19 protein-coding genes and 1 pseudogene are annotated in these 17,834 nt (G+C 65.4%); 16 read left to right on the plus strand and 4 right to left on the minus strand.

Annotated features, from left to right (window positions below):
* Positions 1 to 124: 124 nt before the first annotated feature.
* The 5 genes and pseudogenes from ACAW63_RS21960 to ACAW63_RS21980 all read left to right on the plus strand — a co-directional run.
* Positions 125 to 439, plus strand: a pseudogene (locus ACAW63_RS21960) (S-type pyocin domain-containing protein); the annotation flags it as partial.
* Positions 440 to 558: 119 nt separating this feature from the next.
* Positions 559 to 897 (plus strand): HNH endonuclease signature motif containing protein, encoded by a 339-nt coding sequence (locus ACAW63_RS21965; protein WP_371228741.1) that lies wholly within the window; start codon positions 559 to 561, stop codon positions 895 to 897.
* 5 nt (positions 898 to 902) lie between these two features.
* The gene (locus ACAW63_RS21970) at positions 903 to 1,157 is read left to right on the plus strand and encodes a bacteriocin immunity protein (protein ID WP_371228743.1); all 255 of its coding nucleotides are present in this window, start codon (positions 903 to 905) and stop codon (positions 1,155 to 1,157) included.
* 542 nt (positions 1,158 to 1,699) lie between these two features.
* On the plus strand, positions 1,700 to 1,930 hold the full coding sequence (locus ACAW63_RS21975; protein ID WP_371228746.1) for a hypothetical protein: 231 nt from the start codon (positions 1,700 to 1,702) through the stop codon (positions 1,928 to 1,930).
* A 69-nt stretch (positions 1,931 to 1,999) separates the two neighbouring features.
* Entirely contained in the window at positions 2,000 to 2,257 is a 258-nt protein-coding gene (locus ACAW63_RS21980; RefSeq protein WP_371228748.1) for a bacteriocin immunity protein, read from the plus strand.
* 109 nt (positions 2,258 to 2,366) lie between these two features.
* Here the strand turns inward: ACAW63_RS21980 and ACAW63_RS21985 are convergent, their stop codons facing one another.
* Positions 2,367 to 2,789 carry a hypothetical protein gene (locus ACAW63_RS21985; RefSeq protein ID WP_371228751.1) on the minus strand — a complete coding sequence of 141 codons (423 nt, stop codon included), beginning with the start codon at positions 2,787 to 2,789 and terminating at the stop codon, positions 2,367 to 2,369.
* Between the two features lie 48 nt (positions 2,790 to 2,837).
* Complete coding sequence (locus tag ACAW63_RS21990; protein ID WP_371228754.1) at positions 2,838 to 3,230, minus strand: DUF6306 domain-containing protein; 393 nt, start codon at positions 3,228 to 3,230, stop codon at positions 2,838 to 2,840.
* A gap of 374 nt (positions 3,231 to 3,604) precedes the next feature.
* Here ACAW63_RS21990 and ccoN point away from each other — a divergent pair, with 374 nt between their 5' ends.
* From ccoN to ACAW63_RS22020, 6 genes are all read left to right on the plus strand, one after another.
* Entirely contained in the window at positions 3,605 to 5,038 is a 1,434-nt protein-coding gene (gene ccoN, locus ACAW63_RS21995; RefSeq protein ID WP_371228757.1) for a cytochrome-c oxidase, cbb3-type subunit I, read from the plus strand.
* 11 nt (positions 5,039 to 5,049) lie between these two features.
* A complete protein-coding gene (locus ACAW63_RS22000) occupies positions 5,050 to 5,256 on the plus strand; it encodes a hypothetical protein (RefSeq protein ID WP_371228760.1) in 207 nt (68 codons plus the stop codon).
* A 93-nt stretch (positions 5,257 to 5,349) separates the two neighbouring features.
* Positions 5,350 to 6,489, plus strand: coding sequence for a CBS domain-containing protein (locus tag ACAW63_RS22005; protein ID WP_371228762.1), 1,140 nt, complete (start codon positions 5,350 to 5,352; stop codon positions 6,487 to 6,489).
* A gap of 47 nt (positions 6,490 to 6,536) precedes the next feature.
* The gene (locus tag ACAW63_RS22010) at positions 6,537 to 7,397 is read left to right on the plus strand and encodes a LysR family transcriptional regulator (protein WP_275611318.1); all 861 of its coding nucleotides are present in this window, start codon (positions 6,537 to 6,539) and stop codon (positions 7,395 to 7,397) included.
* A gap of 102 nt (positions 7,398 to 7,499) precedes the next feature.
* Positions 7,500 to 8,003 carry a GNAT family N-acetyltransferase gene (locus ACAW63_RS22015; protein ID WP_275611317.1) on the plus strand — a complete coding sequence of 168 codons (504 nt, stop codon included), beginning with the start codon at positions 7,500 to 7,502 and terminating at the stop codon, positions 8,001 to 8,003.
* Between the two features lie 117 nt (positions 8,004 to 8,120).
* A complete protein-coding gene (locus ACAW63_RS22020; RefSeq protein ID WP_275611316.1) occupies positions 8,121 to 8,558 on the plus strand; it encodes a nuclear transport factor 2 family protein in 438 nt (145 codons plus the stop codon).
* A gap of 25 nt (positions 8,559 to 8,583) precedes the next feature.
* Here the strand turns inward: ACAW63_RS22020 and ACAW63_RS22025 are convergent, their stop codons facing one another.
* Positions 8,584 to 9,498, minus strand: a complete 915-nt coding sequence (locus tag ACAW63_RS22025; protein WP_371228766.1) for a LysR family transcriptional regulator — start codon at positions 9,496 to 9,498, stop codon at positions 8,584 to 8,586.
* 132 nt (positions 9,499 to 9,630) lie between these two features.
* On the opposite strand from ACAW63_RS22025, the gene ACAW63_RS22030 reads away from it, so the two are divergent.
* The 3 genes from ACAW63_RS22030 (at position 9,631) to ACAW63_RS22040 (ending at position 11,896) form a co-directional block, all read left to right on the plus strand.
* A complete protein-coding gene (locus ACAW63_RS22030) occupies positions 9,631 to 10,365 on the plus strand; it encodes an SDR family NAD(P)-dependent oxidoreductase (protein WP_371228768.1) in 735 nt (244 codons plus the stop codon).
* A gap of 18 nt (positions 10,366 to 10,383) precedes the next feature.
* Entirely contained in the window at positions 10,384 to 10,596 is a 213-nt protein-coding gene (locus tag ACAW63_RS22035; RefSeq protein ID WP_371228770.1) for a 4-oxalocrotonate tautomerase family protein, read from the plus strand.
* Between the two features lie 106 nt (positions 10,597 to 10,702).
* Positions 10,703 to 11,896 (plus strand): MFS transporter, encoded by a 1,194-nt coding sequence (locus ACAW63_RS22040; RefSeq protein WP_371228773.1) that lies wholly within the window; start codon positions 10,703 to 10,705, stop codon positions 11,894 to 11,896.
* On the opposite strand, the gene ACAW63_RS22045 is transcribed toward ACAW63_RS22040, so the two are convergent.
* Positions 11,851 to 12,327 carry a helix-turn-helix domain-containing protein gene (locus tag ACAW63_RS22045; protein ID WP_371228776.1) on the minus strand — a complete coding sequence of 159 codons (477 nt, stop codon included), beginning with the start codon at positions 12,325 to 12,327 and terminating at the stop codon, positions 11,851 to 11,853. The two genes, ACAW63_RS22040 and ACAW63_RS22045, sit on opposite strands and share 46 nt — an antisense overlap.
* Before the next feature lie 74 nt (positions 12,328 to 12,401).
* Between ACAW63_RS22045 and ACAW63_RS22050 the strand changes: the two genes are divergently transcribed.
* Both ACAW63_RS22050 and ACAW63_RS22055 read left to right on the plus strand, forming a co-directional pair.
* A complete protein-coding gene (locus ACAW63_RS22050) occupies positions 12,402 to 12,914 on the plus strand; it encodes a DUF2938 domain-containing protein (protein WP_371228779.1) in 513 nt (170 codons plus the stop codon).
* Positions 12,915 to 13,135: 221 nt separating this feature from the next.
* Positions 13,136 to 17,821 (plus strand): autotransporter outer membrane beta-barrel domain-containing protein, encoded by a 4,686-nt coding sequence (locus ACAW63_RS22055; protein WP_371228782.1) that lies wholly within the window; start codon positions 13,136 to 13,138, stop codon positions 17,819 to 17,821.
* Positions 17,822 to 17,834 lie beyond the last annotated feature (13 nt).

Consider the following 17,834-nt stretch of genomic DNA (forward strand, 5'->3'; position numbering starts at 1 on the left):
CGCTGTTGGCAGCAGCCTCCTCAGTGGTGGGGTTGTCGGCGGCACGCTTCTTGGTGTTGTGGCGATGCTCTGGCCGTCCAGCCTCGGTGATGGGGCGCTCTACACGGAAGATCAGCTTCGTTCGATGGAACGAGGGCGGACACGTGTCCGTATCCGTGTTGAAGAGCAACCTGACGGCACGTTGAAAGGCTACGGCTACAACACCCAGTTGCGCAGCGATTGGGAAATGATTCCTGTGGTCCAGTTCGCCGCCGTTGGTAATCAAATGGTTGCCGACCTGGGCGATGGGATTGGGCTGACCTGGATACCTGCGGCCCCCCCCTCGGACACGCTCGGCATCCCTGCCCTGGAGGCAGCCCCACAGGCTCCGCATATCTGGATTTTCCCGCCGACAGAGCAGACGGATAAGATCATCGTCAACCCGATCTATCCGCCAGAGTATCGGGACTTCATCCTGGTGTTCCCGGCTGGGTCCGGGATTGCACCGCTCTACATCGTGATGAATGTCCGGCATGATCCCGGCACGGTGACAGGAGCCGGCGAGTATGTGTCTGGTATATGGCTGGAGCTGGTGAGGGGCTTGGTGTCCCTGTTCCAACTCGGATTGCTGACGAGTTGCGAGGCAAGAGCTTCAATAGTTTCGATTCTTTTAGGGCGGCATTCTGGAAAGCTGTTGCGAACGACGCAGAGCTTGCCGAACAGTTCAACACACACAACCTCGCTGATATGAGGCGTGGCTTGGCTCCCAGCGCCCCTAGACGTACGCATGCAGGGAAGCGAATTTCTTTCGAGCTTCACCATGTCGAGCAAATCAAAGATGGTGGCGCTGTTTATGACCTAGATAATTTGAGAGCTGTAACGCCACAGCACCACATTGATCTCCACCGAGGGAAATGAAGCTAATGAATCTGAAAAGCAACCTGTCTGATTACACAGAGCGTGATTTCATCGCCTTCATCAATGCAATTTTGAATGCGGGAACGGAAGATGAGCGAGGAACGATGGTTGAGCATTTCAATCTCATCGTGCCTCATCCCGCCGGCTCGGACCTGCTGTATTACCCCGAAAGCGGTGCTGATGACTCACCAGAGGGTGTTACAGCAACTATCAAGGTGTGGTGTGCTGCCCATGGGGTGCCTGGGTTCAAGGCTGGCTGATTCGCTCCAAGAGCCAAGGTGATTTTCAAGGGATGGCAGCAAACCACTTTGGGGGCGTGTTGCAAGGCTTGGTCATCGTGGGCTTGCGGCCAGGATTCTCGGTGATTGAGGTCTGAGTGCTGGAAGAGAAACCCCCGCCATCTGGCGTAATGCTGTTCACTTAAGAAAAATTCCGCGACTCCCTCACCAGGATCGCGGCTTTTTTGCTCGCAGGTAGCTTCAAGCGGAAATTTTGAGTGTATTGCTCCCTCTGTGGCTCTGAAAAAGGAACAAAAGCCGATATCAGAGTACCTGATTTAGGTTTATCAAAGTTCGCGATTGCCCAATAAATAATTAAGTTAAAAGCATTACGCCAGATGACGGGCTTGTGTTATGCGGTGATGGGTTTCAACTATTCGACTGGGCCGTTGCGGCCTTGGCAGTGAATGCGATTCCATCGGTAGGCTTTGGCGTTAGTCCTGGCGCAGGCGTATATCTTGCCAGTGTATTCATTAAGCAGTTGGGCAAACTAAAGATGCGGATAGCAGTCGCGAGGTAGAGCCATGAAATATATCGTTGAAGCCTTTGATAAAAGCACTGAACTTCTTGCTTTCGAGATTGAGCTTCCTGAGGGTTGTGACGAGAAGTTGGCAGCAATTATGGGTTGGTCATTTTTGCAGCGTGGCGATGAAGGTTACGATCTTGATTTTTCACAGATTGAAGCCATTGAAAAGTTGGCCGAAAGATCGTTCTACGATAATGACCATATCTTTCAGCTGACATGCAATGTGTAATATGCATACGACCTAGATAGCCTGCGATTCGTCGTTCCCAAGAAACATATTGATCTTCACAGGCAAAACATGAGCAAGACGATAACCGATTACACCGAACAACAGTTCGTGCAGTTTGTGGAGGAGATTCGTAAGGCCAACAAGAGCGCATCAGATGATGTGTTAGGGGAACTGCTGGAACAGTTTTGCGAGGTCACGGGGCATCCGGATGGAGCAGACCTTATCTATTACCCAGAGGACGGGGCTGACAATTCGGCGGAAGGTATCACCCGTACAGTGAAGGAGTGGCGCGCAGCCAACGGATTGCCAGCGTTCAAGGCTGGTTGATTCGCTCCAAGAACCAAGGTGATTCTCAGAGGGGGCCGCAAACCACTTTGAGGACGTGTTGCAAGCCTTGGCCATCCTGGTCTGGCTGCTGGCGTCGGTGGGTGCGGCCTCAGGCTGAGTCGGTCAGTCCGACGAAGCGGAAGCCGCCGCTCGCTTCCTTGCGCCTCTCCAACTCGCGCGCCTCCTCCCGCGTGGCGGTGGTGCGGAAGAGGATGTAGCAGCGCTCTTCGAGAAAGGCCCGCCGTCCCGCCTCGCTCTTGAGGTCGTAGCCCTCCACTTCGGCGAAGAACAGGTGCTTGGCGAGGATCGACTGCTTGCTTTCGACATCCCGGGGATTACTCCAGTCCCCGCCCACCTTCAGTACCAGGCGGCTCTGGCGGGAACGGTAGTGCTGGGCCAGGCGCTTGCGCAGGTTCTTGCCAATGCCGACCTTCAGCGCCTGGCCATCCAGGGTATGGATTTCATAGAGGCCGGGCGCAGCGGGCACATGCTGGTCTATCTCGGCAAAGCGAATCCGGGTCATCTCGTCCATGGGCAAGCGTTCCTTGGTCAACGAGGGGCCAGGATACGCCACCGTCGCTCAGGCTTCGCCCTCCTCGTGCAGTCGCAGCACCACCAGCAGCTCCTCGCGCAGCCAGGGCGCTTCGATCTCCGGCAGGCGCTGGCGGATCTGCCGGGCGACCCAGCGCTGGCCACGTCCGATGAAGTCGAAACGCAGCGCCAGATCGTCGATGGCCATGGCGCTGGCATGGAAGTCGCCGATGCCGCTGTCCGGCTGCGCGCCCAGGCGCTCCAGGCAGGTACGCAGGCGCCGGCAGCTTTCCGCCTCGCCCTGGTGCAGGTGTTCCAGGCGGCGGCGCACGGCGGGCTCGTCGGTCTGCCGCAGGCTGTCGAGCATGACCCGCGCGCCGGCGCGCTCGGCGCGCATCAGGGTTTGCAGCCAGTCGATGAGGTCGATGGTGAAGGCGGACATGGGAGGTCCCTCGGTGATCGCGAAGGCCCATGCTAGACCTCCCGCAGGCGTGGATTTAAATGAATTGAATTGCACTGACGCAGCACTTTTTCGAATGCATCCGCCGCGTGCACTACCTCGTCATTTCCGCCGCCACGCACGCCACCCTTGATCCTGAGCAAGGCGCGCCAGAGCGCTTGCGTGGCAGGCGCGGTCGTTGATATCAAAAATACTGCACTTAGGCTGCATTATTATTCGTTTGTTGCATCCATCCCGTCTGTTCAGACTGTTTCGGCTCCCCTGCGGCGAATTGCCTCCCACGACGCTCGCCCGTCCGCTGGTACCCCTTCGGCGGACAGGGAGCCGTCAGCCAACCGAAGTACGACGGAATCCAGATGGACAGCGCGATACCCCCCGATCAAGAAACGACCTACAACTACGACATCGTTCGCCGGTTCACCCTTACCACCCTGGGCTGGGGCATCCTCGGCATGCTCATGGGCGTATTCATCGCCGCCCAGCTAGTGTGGCCGCAACTGAGCCTGGACATGCCCTGGACCAGCTTCGGGCGCATCCGGCCGATCCACACCAACCTGGTGATCTTCGCCTTCGGCGGCAGCGCGCTGTTCGCCACTTCCTTCTACGTGGTGCAGCGCACCTGCCGGGTGCGGATCATCTCCGACGGCCTGGCCAACCTGCTGTTCTGGGGCTGGCAGGCGAGCCTGGTGGCGATGCTGGTGAGCTACCCGCTGGGCATCACCACCTCCAAGGAATACGCCGAGATGGAGTGGCCCATCGCCCTCTGGGTCACGGTGCTCTGGCTGGTGTACGCCTACCTGTTCTTCGGCACCATCGCCCGGCGCAAGGTGCGCCACATCTACGTGGGCAACTGGTTCTACGGCGCCTTCATCGTGGTTACCGGGATGGTCCACGTGGTCAATCACCTGGCGGTGCCGGTGACGCTGCTCAAGTCCTACCCGATCTACTCGGGCGCCACCGACGCGATGATCCAGTGGTGGTACGGCCACAGCGTGGTGGGCTTCATCCTCTCGGTGGGCTTCCTCGGCATGATGTACTACTACGTGCCCAAGCAGGCCGAGCGGCCGATCTATTCCTATCGCCTGTCCATCGTGCACTTCTGGGCGATCATCACCCTGTACATCTGGGCCGGCCCGCACCACCTGCACTACACCGCGCTGCCGGACTGGGCGCAATCGCTGGGCATGGTGATGTCGCTGATCCTCCTGGCGCCGAGCTGGGGCGGCATGATCAACGGCATGATGACCCTGTCCGGCGCCTGGCATAAGTTGCGCACCGACCCGATCCTGCGCTTCCTCGTGGTGTCGCTGGCCTTCTACGGCATGTCCACCTTCGAGGGGCCGATGATGGCGATCAAGACGGTGAACTCGCTGTCGCACTACACCGACTGGACCATCGGCCACGTCCACGCCGGCGCCCTGGGTTGGGTGGCGATGATCTCCATCGGCGCGCTCTACCACATGATCCCGAAACTCTACGGCCGCGAGCAGATGCACAGCGTCGGGCTGATCAACGCGCACTTCTGGATGGCCACCATCGGCACCGTGCTGTACATCGCCTCGATGTGGGTCAACGGCATCACCCAGGGCCTGATGTGGCGCGCGGTGAACGAGGACGGCACGCTCACCTACGCCTTCGTCGAGGCCCTGCAGGCCAGTCATCCGGGCTACATCGTGCGGCTGATCGGCGGCGCCACTTTCGCCAGCGGCATGTTGCTGATGGCCTGGAACACCTGGCTGACCGTACGCGGTGGCAAGCCGGTGCGCCAGGGCATGCCGGCCACGGCCTGAGGAGTACGACGATGCTGCTGACGCTCCTTGGTCTGCTGGCCTGTGCCGTGGCGTGCTGGCGTGCCTGCCGCGGCGAGACTTTCGAGCAGGCCGCTCTGCTGCCCTTCGCCGACGATCCGGAAGCCGCCCGACGCATGACCGCCGCCACTGGCCGGCGCTGCGAGCGGATCGTTGCGCCGCTGCCCGAACCCGGCCCGCTGGATCGCCTGCAGGCCTGACCCCCCCCCAGGGATGGGGCCTCCCGCGTGCCGTTCGCGGCACTTTGCAGGGCTCTTGCCGCAAGAGCCCGTTTTTTTCCGGACCTTCTTCCAATGCCCGCCCTGACCGGCTGGCGGCAGCGCGCCGCCGCGTACCTTCCCGACATCCCCCACACCCGTCCCCACGAATGGCTGCGCGCATCAATCGGCGCCAGCCTGGCGTTCCTGCTCAGCGCCGTCACCTGCGGTCTGCTGTTCGGCTCCTCGGTAGCGCTGCATTTCGCCGGCCCCTGGGCGGCTTCGGCGATCCTGCTGTTCGCCGTCTCCTCCGGCGCCCTGGCCCAGCCCTGGTCGGTGATCGGCAGCTACCTGTGCGCCTCGCTGATGGCGCTGCTGATCGGTCTGTGGCTGCCCGCCGGGGTGGTCAGCGCCGCCCTGGCGCTGGGCCTGAGCCTGCTGCTGATGTACCCGCTGCGCTGCCTGCACCCGCCAGGCGGCGCACTGGCCTTCTGCATGGTCTTCGCCGCGCCGCTGCCCGGCGAGCCGGCCTGGATGGCGCCGCTGCCGGCCATCAGCGGCGGTCTCGGCCTGGTGCTGCTGGCGGTGCTGTTCAACAACCTCACGCGCATGCCCTATCCGCGCCGGCGCACGCTCATCAAGGACGATCACCACACCCGGGACCCGGCACCCGGCGAGCGGGTCGGCATCCAGTCCGCCGACCTCGACCAGGCGCTGGACGAGGTCGGTGCCTTCGTCGACATCACCCGCGACGACCTCGAACGCATCGTCCGCAGCACCGAGCGTCACGCCCTGCGCCGCAGCATGGGCGACACCCGCGCGCGGCAGATGATGTCCCGCGACCTGGTCTGCGCCGCGCCGGAAACCCCGGTCCGCCACGCCCTGCGCCTGCTGGTGAAGCATCACCTGAAGGCGTTGCCGATCCTCGACGAGGAGCGCCGGCTGGTGGGCATCGTCAGCCTGATCGACCTGCTCGCCCCCAAGCGCACGGGTGGCAGCTTCAAGCGTCTGCTCGGCAGACTCGGCCTGCGTCGCGACCGCGTGCTCGGCGAGCTGATGAGCAGCCCGGTGCTGCACGTCGACGCCGACGCCCATGCGGTGGAGCTGATCCCGCTGCTCTCCGACCGCGGCCTGCACTGCCTGCCGGTACTCGAACACGGCGAACTGGTGGGCGTGATCACCCAGACCGACCTGATCGCCGCCCTGCACCGCGACCTGCTCAGCCACCTGGGCTAGCCGCGCTTTCCGCTACACTGGCCGCCTGATTCGCGCAGACCCCGCCCATGGACATCGACCTGACCCGCACCTTCCTGGAAATCGTCCGCCACGGCAGCTTCGTCGCCGCCGCCGAACGCATGCACATCACCCAGACCGCCGTCACCGCGCGGGTGCAGAAACTGGAAGCGCACCTCAACTGCACGCTGTTCGTGCGCAACCGCGCCGGCGCGCGCCTGACTCCGGACGGCGAGGCCTTCGTCACCTACGCCAACCAGATCCTGCAGACCTGGGAAGCCGCCCAGCGCGACCTGCCGTTGCCCGAGGGCTACCACAACGTGCTGCACATCGGCGGCGAGGTGAGCCTGTGCAACCCGCTGATGCTGCGCTGGGTCAGCCGCATCCGCCAGGTAATCGGCGACCACGCGGTGCGCGCCGAGATCGGCGACGGCCAGAGCCTGCTGCGCCAGCTGGAACTGGGCGTGCTGGACGCGGCGCTGGTCTACCACCCGACCTACTGGCCGGGCATGCAGGTGGAGCAGTTGCTGGAGGAAAAGCTGATCCTGGTGCGCGCGCAGAACCCGGAGCCTTACGTCTACATCGACTGGGGCGAAGGCTTCCGCCAGCTGCATGACAGCGCCCTGCCGGAGCTGTCCAAGGCGCCGGTGTCGTTCAACCTCGGCCCGCTGGCCCTGCAGTACATCCTGGAGAACGGCGGCTCGGGCTACTTCCGCACGCGGGTGGTGCAGAGCTACCTGGACCGCAAGGTCTTGCGCCGCGTGCCCAAGGCGCCGGAGTTCAGCTACCCGACCTACCTGGTGTATTCCCGCGACCGCGATTCCCAGGCGCTGCAGCAGGCGTTCAGCCTGCTGCGCGAGGTGGTGGCACAGGACCCGGACTGGTCGCAGCGCTGGGACCCGATGATCTGACGGACACCCCGCACGGCCGCTGGCAATACCGGCGCATTGCGCGAAAATTACCTGATACCCCTTCTCTGCGCTGCGCCCTGCGCGCCGCCCGCGAGCACCGCCATGACCGACCTTCCCATCGAGCTGGTACAGACCGGCCCGGAACACATCGAACTGATCCGCAACCTCTACCAGTTCTACGCCTACGAGTCCTCGGACTGGGAACAGGAGGACGTGGAAGTGGACGGCCGTTTCTACATCCACGAGGAACACCTGGCGCGTTACTGGAGCGAGCCGGAATGGAGCGCCAACCTGATCCTCGTCGACGGCTTCATCGCCGGCTTCGTGCTGATCGAGGGCAGCGAACTGCCGGGTATCGACGCGCTGGAACTGGCGGACGTCTTCGTGCTGAAGAAATACCGCCGCAAGGGCGTCGGCCGGACGGTCGCCACCCGGGTACTACTGGACAACCCCGGCCCCTGGCTGGTGCGCTACTACACCGGCGACGAGCTGGCGGCGGCATTCTGGAAAGCGGTGCTGGGCGCCCTGCCGCGCCCGGTAAAACACATCGATCCGGGCGACGATCCGCAGCTGGCGAGTTTTTTCATCAATCCCTGGACACACTAAAAACCATCGAGCGGTTGTGCAGCAGGATCAATCTTCTGTCATTTCCGATCATTGAGCCGGTTCCGTGCGCGGTCGTATCGTCCTGTTCAAACGACAAGAGCGATCAGGAGGTATCCCATGTCCGCCCTCAACCTGAATACCCAGGCCGCCGCATCCCTGGAACGTTGGCACCAGATGGTTGCCCGCAAGGACTTCTCCAACCTGCCGGAGCTGCTGGCGCCGAACATCGTGTTCCGCTCGCCCATGGCCCACACGCCCTACCCCGGCGCGCCGGTGGCCGCGACCATCCTCGGCACCGTGCTGCAGGTGTTCGGCGACTTCGTCTATCACCGCCAGCTGGCCACCGCCGATGGCCTGAGCGTGGTCCTGGAGTTCAGCGCCACGGTCAACGGCCGCGACCTCAAGGGCATCGACATGATCCGCTTCGACGAGGCCGGCAAGATCGTCGAATTCGAGGTGATGATCCGCCCCATGAGCGGCCTGCAGGCCCTCGGCGAGGAAATGGGTCGCCGCCTGGGCGCCTACCTCTCCGCCCAGAAGGCGCCGGCACACTGATCACCACGGCGGCAGCCGGCGCCCGCTAGCGCTCCTGCCGCTGCTCCAGCATGAACTCGATGAACGCCCTCACCCGCGACGGCACATGCCGCGCGTGGGGGTAGATCAGCAGGAACGGGCGCGTGGTGCCGCCGTAGTCGCGCAGCACCTCCACCAGTTCGCCGGCCGCCAGCTCCGCCTGCACGGTGAAGCGATAGGCCTGCATCAGCCCGCCGCCATGCTTCACCAGGGTCGCGGTGGCCAGGTGATCTTCCAGCACCGTGCAGTTGCCCGAGGTTTCCACTTCCACGGCCCGGCCATTGACCCGGAACGACCAGGGCACCCGCCGCCCGGTGCTGGGCAGGTCGTACTGGATGCAGTCATGGCCGGCGAGATCCTCCGGCGTCTGCGGCACGCCGGCGCGCTGCAGGTGCTCCGGAGTGCCCACCACCACCAGCTCGGCATCTTCCAGACGCCGCGCCACCAGGCTGGAATCCGCCGGCTCGCGGCCGCGCACCGCCAGGTCATAGCCTTCGTCGGCGAAGTCGATGTTGCGGTTGCTGACGTGAATGTCCACGGTCACCTGCGGGTAGCGCCGGCGGAACTCCGGCAGCAGCGGCAACAGGCGGTAATGCGCGTAGGGCGTCGGCACGCTGATGCGTAGCCGACCGGACGGCACGCTCTGGCCGCCGGTGACCTCGCGCTCGGCATCCACCAGCTGGCCCAGGGCCTGGCGGCACTGCTCGAAGTAGTTGCGCCCGCCTTCGGTCAGGCGCATCTGTCGCGTGGTGCGGACGAACAGGCGCACGCCGAGGCGCTCTTCCAGGCGCGCCACCGAACGACTCACCGCCGCCGGGGTGATGCCGGCCTCGTTGGCCGCGGCGGTGAAACTGCCGGTTTCCGCGGCGAGGCAGAACAGCTCGATGCTGCCCAGTTGCAGGTCGTCGAAATGGCGAGTCATGGCGCAGCCCGATTCATTACATGAGGTATCAATTCAAATGCCATGAACCTCATTTTTCAAGCAGCGCTTGCAGCCTAGATTGGCCTCCAAGACGCGGGCATCCCGCCCCGCCTCACTTGAGGAGACTCAATCATGAGCAAGACCGTCATCGTCACCGGCGCATCCAGCGGCCTGGGTTTCGCCATCGCCGAGGCTTATCTGGCACGCGGCTACAACGTGGTGGGCAACGCCCGCAGCCAGGCCCGCCTGCAGGAGGCCGCAAGCAAACTGGGCAACCCGACCAACTTCCTGCCGGTGGAAGGCGACATCGCCAAACCGGAGACCGCCAGGCGCCTGTTCGCCCAGGCCATCGAGGCCTTCGGCAAGGTGGACATCCTGGTCAACAACGCCGGCATCTTCATCGCCAAGCCGGTGACCGAGTACAGCGAGGCGGAGGTCGAGAGCATCGTCGACACCAACCTCAAGGGCTTCTTCTATCCGTCCCAGGCCGCCGCCCGGCACATGGCCGCCAACGGCTCGGGGCACATCGTCACCATCACCGCCGCCATCGCCATGCAGCCCAACGCCAAAGTGCCGGCGCTGCTGCCGGTGCTGATCAAGGGCGGTCTGAACAGCGCAGTGCGCGGCCTGGCCCTGGAGCTGGCGGGGTCCCAGGTGCAGGTCAACGCCGTGGCGCCGGGGATCATCCAGACCCCGATGCATGCCACCGACGAGCAGACCCGCGCCTTCCTCGGCGGCCTGGCGCCCACCGGCCGGATCGGCACCCCGCAGGACATCGTCGACGCCGTGCTCTACCTGACCGACTCGACCTTCGTCACCGGTGCCATCCTGAATGTCGACGGTGGTTCCACCACCGGCACCTGGTAAACCCGAGGAGAACCCGAAATGCCCTACGTGAACATCCAGGTCACCGATGAAGGGGTGACCGCCGACGAACGCCGCCAGCTGATCGAAGGCGTGACCGAACTGCTGGAGCGTGTGCTGAGAAAACCACCGGCGAGCACCTTCGTGGTGATCCAGGAAATTCCCACCGACAGCTGGGGCGTGGGCGGGGAGACGGTCAAGGCGCTGCGGGCGCGGGAAAGGAAACCCGGTTGAAGCTGCGGGCACGCCGGGGGGCCGCCAGGTCCTCCGGCGATTGCCTTGCACCATAAGGGTGCTGCTAGGATCGCGGCATACCGTTTCGCCATCGCAGAGGCAAGGAATGCTCGCCGCGCTCAAGCGTTATCCGCTCCAGGTCAACCTGCTGCTCTGCGCCACCTTCCTGCTGACCCTGGCGCGCGGCATCACCCTGCCCTACCTGGTCATCTACCTGTCGACGAACTTCGACCTGCCGGTCGACCGCATCGGCCTGGTCATGGGCGGCTCGCTGTTCGGCGGTGCGCTGCTGAGTCTCTACGGCGGCTACCTGATCGACCGCCTGCCGGGCTTTCGGCTGATCCTCGGCTTCGGCCTGTGCTTCGTCGCCGCCTTCCTCGGCATGCTGCTGACCCGGCAGTTGTGGCTGTTCTTCCTGTTCCTGCTCGGCTTCAACTTCGCCTATTCGGTCACCGACGTGGTGGTCAAGACCGTGTTCGGCCGCCTGCTCGCGGCGGGCGAACAGGGCCGCGCCTTCTCCATCCGCTACACCCTGATCAACCTCGCCTACGCCACCGGCCCCTTCATCGGCGCGGCGCTGGCCCATGTCAGCCAGAAGCTGCCGTTCATCGTCTCGGCCGCGTTGGGCGCTGTATTCCTGCTGGCCTTCCTGCGCCATGGCGACCGCGACATGCGCCCGGCCGGGGGCACCGCGCCGCCGTCCTTCCTCGCGGTAATGAGCGTGCTGTCGAAGGACCACCGGCTGATGTACTTCACCCTCGGCGGGGTGTTCACCGCCGTGGTGTTCGGCCAGTTCTCCGCCTACCTGTCGCAGTACCTGGTGACCACCGGCAGCGCGGAATACGCCTACCAGGTGATCCAGACGCTGCTGGGGGTCAACGCCGTCTCGGTGATCGCCCTCCAGTACCTGCTGGGCAAGCGCATCGACAACGACCATCTGCAGCGCTGGCTGTTGGTCGGTCTGGGCTTGTTCGTGCTGGGCATCATCGGCTTCGGCCTGTCGCAGAACGTGGTGCACTGGGGGCTGGCAATGCTGGTGTTCACCCTCGGCGAGATCATCGTGATCCCCGCCGAGTACATGTTCATCGACCGCATCGCCCCGCCGCACCTGCGCGGCGTGTACTACGGCACGCAGAACCTGTCGAACCTCGGCGGCGCCGCCGGCCCGGTGCTGGTCGGCTTCGCCCTCAGCCTGTGGGCGCCGCACTGGGTGTTCGTGATGCTCGCCGGTTGCATCGTCAGCGGCGCCTTCTTCTACGTCGCCGGCGCCTCGCTGTCGCCGCCCCGGCCACGGGACTGACGGGGCGCCTTGCGCGGTTTCTCCGCCCGCCCGCGCGATGTGGTGCGGATGGCGACGTTCATCAGCCGCTGGAATTTCGGACAGGCCAGGTGATCCGGCGCCGGGCACTCGGCGGCGTGGCGCAGGCTGTCGCGGATCGCGCTGAGCCGGCGGATGCTGCGGTCCAGTTCCTCCGCCTTCTCCCGCAACCGTTCGCGGTCGATCACCGGCCGCGCGCCGCCGACGAAGATCGCGCCGATCTCCTCCAGGGAAAATCCCGCCTCCCGCCCCAGCGCGATCAACGACAGGCGCGACAGCACCTCATCGCTGAACACCCGGCGCATGCCGTTGCGGCCGATGGAGCGGATCAGCCCCTTCTCCTCGTAGTAACGCAGGGTCGAAACCGGCAGGCCGGACCAGCGCGCCACCTGGCCGATGTCCATCTCTTTCATGCTTGACCTCAAGTCGACTTGAGCTGGAATGCTGTGTTGATCGGAGCTTCACCATACCCTTTCAGGAGACCTGCATGAACCCGATCATCACCTTCGTGCTTCACAGCCTGCTCATCGGCATCGTCGCGACCCTCGTGATGGATGGCTGGACGCTGCTGCTCAAACGCGTCTTCGGCGTCCCCTCGCTGGACTACGCCATGGTCGGCCGCTGGGTCGGCCACATGCCCCACGGCCGCTTCCGCCACGCCGCCATCGGCAAGGCGGCGCCGGTTTCCGGCGAACGTGCGCTGGGCTGGTTCATCCACTACCTCACCGGGTTCCTCTTCGCCGCCACCTTCTCGCTGCTGGTCGGTACCGGCTGGCTCTGCCACCCCATTCCTCTGCCCGCCCTGCTGTTCGGGCTGGTCACGGTTGCCCTGCCCCTCCTGGTGATGCAGCCGGCGCTCGGCCTGGGCGTCGCCGCCGCGAAGACGCCCGCGCCCGCCAAGGCGCGAGCGAAAAGCCTGATGACCCACCTGGTGTTCGGCGCCGGGCTCTACCTGGGCGCCGTGGTGCTCCAATGGCTGCCATCCACCTGCGCGAGCTGACGCCAGCGGCTAATTGACCCGAGTGCAGGGAGCCTCCGGGTGAACCGCATCGTCATAGCCGCCCCACAATCCTTCATGCTTGCAACCTTGATCCAGCTCAAGCTTCTCGAGGGCGGCCCGCGCTTCTAGTGCACCCACTACAAGAGTTTCGGGCTCCCCCGATAGGATTTGCCCGCCCCGAATTCGATGCTTGCGCCATAGCCTCGCTATGGAAAAGCATCATGAAAAGCTCCCGCAAACCCTCCCTTCCGACCCTCGGACGTCCGCGCGAAACCGCCCTCTCCCACCTGCGCCGCTCGCGCCTGGCCCAGGCCATCAGCCTGGTGCTGGCCAGCCTGTTCAGCCTGCGGGTGGTCGAGGCGGAGGCCGAGGACAGCGTCATCGAGGCCGACACCGACGACCTCAACCAGCCCTCCGAGGCCGGGGTGGTGTTCGACCCCGACCGCCCCTCCTACCTCGACATCGCCCTGCAGGCCGTGCAGGAGGCCCCGGCGGTCTACGCCGGCCGTACCCTGCTGGGCGCGCCGGCACCGATCAACGTGACGGTCAGCGGAGCGGCCGGCATCACCGCCGGCAACCACGACAACGCCACGGTGAAGCTCGGTGGCGCCCTCACCACGGGGGTGAAAGCCATCGGCAGTACCGCGCTCGACTTCGCCAATGGCCGCATTGAAAGCAGCGCCACCACCGCCGCGACGGCCAAGGGCCAGACCGGCGTGCAGGTCGATGGCGTGCTGGTGATGAGCAACAGCAGCGTGACGCTCACTCCAACCGCCACGACGGGAGTCGCCATCACCACCAACGACCTCAGCGGGGTCCTGGTCGGCGCCAACGGGCTGGCCCGCCTGAGCGGCACCGACGTACAGGTCGGCGGTGGCGCGAAGGGCAACAACAATCGTGGCATCGTGGTCGACGGCGGCACCCTGGAAATGTCCGGCGGTTCGGTCAGCACCCTGTCCTGGGGCGCGGTAGGCGTCTCGGTGGAAAACGGTGGCACGGCCAGCCTGGAGAACGGCACCCGCATCACCACGTCCGGCGCCCGCAGCGCCACCACCGGAGGCAGTCATGGCGTTCGCGTGACGGGCGCCAGCACGCTGACCGGCGACGGCATCGATGTAGCCACCAGTGCCGGCTCCGCCTATGGCGTGCGCGTCGATGCTGGCTCGCGGGTCGACCTTAGCGACAGTAGCGTGCTCACCAGCGGTGGAAACGGACACGGCGTGCTGGCCAAGGACACATCGACCCAGGTCGATATCCATGGCGGGTCGATCCAGACCAGTGGCAAGGGCTCCGTCGCCGTATGGGCTCGCGAGGGCGCCAGCGTGACACTGGCCGACGGAACCCGGGTCGCCACCCAGGGCGCCGCGCTGTCCAGTGCGGCGCCAGTGGACGAGGAGAAAGCGCTCAGCCTGAGCCACGGCCTGCTCGCCAGCGGCACGGGCAGCCGCATAGAGGCATCCGACGCCAGCCTGCTCATCGCTGGCGGCAGCGCCAGCGCGGCCCGCGCCGAAGACGGCGCCAGCATCGTGCTGAACGACAGCAGCGTCGACCTCAGCGCCAGCGCCACCAGCACCACCACGACCGCAGCCCTGCATGCCCTGGGCGGTGGCCAAATCACGGCATCAGGCCTGGACCTGAACAGTTCCGGCACCAACGTCGGCGGCGTGCGGGCCGAGGGCGCCGGCAGCAGCGTCATCCTGAAGGGCAGCAGCGCCACGGTCCTGGGTGCCGGCAGCGTCGCCAATCCCGCCGCCGGGGCTCGGGCCATGGGCGGCGCCAGCGTGACGCTGGAGAACGCCTCGCTGAGCGTGCACGGCCTGACCTACGGCCATGGCGTTTCCATCGAAGGCGCCGGCTCCAGCGGCACGGTCATCGGTTCCAGCCTCCTGGTGGACGGCAATCGCTCCATGGGTATGAACATTTCCGGCGGGGCCGGTGCCACGGTCAGCCGCAGCTCCATCTCCGTCGACGCCCAGCCGGGCGCCGTCGGCCCCTGGTCACCGGGCGTGCTGGTAGACGGTGCCGGATCGACGCTGCAGATGAGTGACAGCGACGTACGCACCACGCCCAGGACCAGCGTTGGCGTGCAGGTGCGCGAGGGCGCTGATGCCGTCCTCAACAACGGCAGCATCAGTACCTCCGGCAACTACTCCACAGCGCTCGCCGCCGTCAGCTCCTCGACCTCAGCCCCCGGATCGACCCTCACCGCCAATAACCTGACCGTCGAGACCAGCGGCAACGACAACGCCATGGGCATCGTCGCCGACCTCGGGGCCAGCGTAGTCGTGCACGGCGGCTCGGTCACCACCACCGGCGACGGCTCGCCCACCGCCGGCAACCTCACTTTCCCCCACGCCCTGGTGGCACGCAATCCCAACGCCCTGCTGGTGGCCGACGGCACCAGCGTCATCACCCGTGGCTCGCAGGCCTACGGCGCCGCCGCGGACGATGGCGGCAGCATGCGGCTGGACAACCTCAGCGTGAGGACCGAGGGCAAATACTCCATCGGCCTCTATGCCGGCATCGGCGCGGCCAAGCCGGGTTCCGTGAGCCTGACGGCCAACCACGTGACGGTCGACACACAGGGCGATCATGCCTCCGGCGCCATGGTCAGCCGGCTCTACAAGAACGAATCCGCGATCCTCGACCTGAACAACGCCAGCGTCACCACCCACGGTGAGCAATCCCACGGCCTGCGAGCCGAGTCCGGCGGCGCCCTGAGCGCCGGCAACAGCACGGTCGCGACGGGCGGAAACCAGGCACTGGGTGTGCTCGCCAACAACACCGCCACGGTGAACCTCGACACCGTGAGCGTCAGCGCCACCGGCGCGCTGGGGCATGGCGTAGTGGCGAAGAGCGGCGCTAGCGTCGACGCCAGCGGCCTAGTGGTCAGGGTCCAGGGCGACCAGTCGGCGGCGCTCTATGCCCAGGGCAGCGACGCGCAACCCGGCACGCTGCGCATCGATCACGGCTCGCTGAGCAACCGCGACGGAGCCACCATCGCCACCGCCGGCTCAGCGGACATCGCCCTCAGCCATACCCTCGCCGGCGGCAGTGGCCAATGGCTGAACGTCGACAACTCCATCGCCAGCGACGGCAGCGCTATCCCCGACATGGGCAGCGGCCAGTGGCAGGGCATTGGCCAGTCCGTCGACGCGGCCGGCAATGCGCGCATCGACCTGTCCACCTCGATGGTCACCGGCTCGGCGCGAACCGCCGACGGCAGCCAGTCCGATGTGACGTTACGCGCCACCAGTCTCTGGCAGCTCACCGGCGACTCCAACCTGAGCCGACTGACCAACGACGCCAGCCTGATCGACTTCAGCCCCGACGGCGGCTACAAGAAGCTCACCACCAACGACTATCACGGCGCCAACGGCACCATCGCCCTCAACACCTACCTCTACAAGGACGGCTCACCATCCGACCAGCTGGTCATCGATGGCGGCCAGGCGACCGGCGAGACCAACCTGCAGATCCGCAACGCCGGCGGCCCCGGCGCGCTGACCGAGGGCAACGGCATCCAGGTGGTGGATGCGATCAACGGCGGCACCACCGGCGCCCGCGCGTTCCACCTGCTCAGCCGGGTCGAGGCCGGCCCCTACGAGTACACCCTGCACCGGGCCAGCCTCGACGACAGCAACGGCGAAGCCTGGTACCTGCGCTCAACCAAGGATGCGCAACCCATCGATCCCGTTGATCCTGTTGATCCTGTTGATCCTGTTGATCCTGTTGATCCCGTTGATCCTGTTGATCCTGTTGATCCTGTTGATTCTGTTGATCCGACCGACCCCGTTGACCCGGCAGCCCCTGTTAATCCGGTCGACCCGATTGAACCTGCCGGCCCGGTGACGCCGCCCGACCCCGCCCCGGCGCAGCCGGAAATCCCGCCTCCTACGCCCCCACGCCAGGTGCCGAACTACCGCCCGGCCACCTCGCTGTACAGCGCTCTCCCCGCCATGGCCCTGCAGTACAGCCGCGCCATGGTCGACACCCTGCACGAACGCGTGGGTGAAGAACGCCGCAACATCAGCGACCCTCTGCCCAGCGAGTCGACGGACAGCTTCGGCCCCTCCCTGGGCTGGGGCCGGCTGATCCATCGCAAGGGCGAGGACAGCCTGTCCAGCGGCGCGGACTATGACTACCGCCTCTACGCCTTCCAGGTCGGCACCGACCTGTACCGCAACGAAGACATCGACGGCAGCACCGACCAGGCGGGGCTCTCACTGCAAGTCGGGCGCATCGAGGGCAACGTCGACCACACCGACGGCCGGGATGCCGGCGACACCAGCCTGAGCGCCTATGGCATCGGCGGCTACTGGACACACTTCGGGCCCGAAGGCTGGTACCTCGATGGCGTCCTGCAATTCAACCGCTTCGACATCGACGCCCGCGCCAACGAAAGCAGCTCGCTGAAAACCCGCGGCCATGGCGTCACCGCCTCGCTGGAGGCCGGCTACCCGCTCAAACTCGACCACGACAAGACCCTGCACATCGAACCCCAGGCGCAACTGATCGTCAGCAGGATCAAGCTCGATGGTGGCCACGACGGCGCCGCCGACGTGCGCTTCGACGACGTGGCCTCGTTGACCGGCCGCCTGGGCGTACGCATCGACAAGGACTGGTTCCGCGAGGACGACAAGGGCCGGATCCACCGCACCAACGCCTGGGTCCGGCCGAGCGTGTGGCACGAGTTCAAGGGCAAGACCAAGACCGAGTTCTCCTCTGCCGATGGCGCCATCCCGTTCGACACCGACATGAGCGGCACCTGGGGCGAACTGAACCTGGGCGTCGACTACCAACTCAACGACCGGACCAGCGTGACCGGCTCGCTGGGTGTCCAGAAAGCGTTCGATGGCGAGGGCCGCAGCTACGAAGGCATCCTCGGTATCAAGGTGAAATTCTGAGGAATGAGGCCGG

This window comes from Pseudomonas sp. QE6 (assembly GCF_041379005.1).
Classification (GTDB): Bacteria; Pseudomonadota; Gammaproteobacteria; order Pseudomonadales; family Pseudomonadaceae; genus Pseudomonas.